The organism is Pseudomonas sp. 32_A (assembly GCF_017490905.1).
Lineage (GTDB): Bacteria > Pseudomonadota > Gammaproteobacteria > Pseudomonadales > Pseudomonadaceae > Aquipseudomonas > Aquipseudomonas inefficax.
Genome location: NZ_JAFGYI010000126.1, coordinates 1 through 613 on the forward strand (window position 1 = coordinate 1; position 613 = coordinate 613).

Annotated in this window: 1 protein-coding gene; it reads left to right on the forward strand. The window is 63.0% G+C overall.

Annotation, left to right across the window (positions count from 1 at the left end; all coding sequences use genetic code 11):
- On the forward strand, nucleotides 1–613 hold a 613-nt coding region (locus J5M58_RS25900), incomplete at both ends, for an amino acid permease (protein WP_207880164.1).

Below are 613 nucleotides of genomic sequence, written 5' to 3' on the forward strand. Positions count from 1 at the left end.
GGGCAATCACCGCGGTCGGCATGCTGACCCTGGCATTCGTGTTCCAGACCCTGGCCAATCGCAAGCCTGACCTGGATGGCGGGGTGTATGCCTACGCCAAGGCCGGTTTTGGCGAGTACATGGGCTTTTCCTCGGCCTGGGGCTACTGGATCAGTGCCTGGCTGGGCAACGTCGGCTACTTCGTGCTGCTGTTCAGCACCTTGGGCTTCTACTTCCCGGTGTTCGGCGAGGGCAACACGCCAATCGCCATCGGCTGCGCCTCGCTGCTGCTGTGGGCGGTGCACTTCCTGGTGCTGCGCGGTATCAAGGAGGCGGCGTTCATCAACCAGGTGACCACCGTGGCCAAGGTGGTGCCGTTGCTGATTTTCGTGGTGATCGCGGCGTTCGCCTTCCGCGCCGATATCTTCACGCGTGATATCTGGGGCCTGAGCAACCCGCAGTTCGGCAGCGTGCTGGAGCAGGTGCGCAACATGATGCTGGTCACCGTGTTCGTGTTCATCGGCATCGAAGGCGCCAGTGTGTATTCCGGGCGTGCCGAGCGCCGGTCGGATGTGGGCAAGGCTACGGTGATCGGTTTCCTGGGGGTGCTGGCGTTGCTGGTGCTGGTCAACGT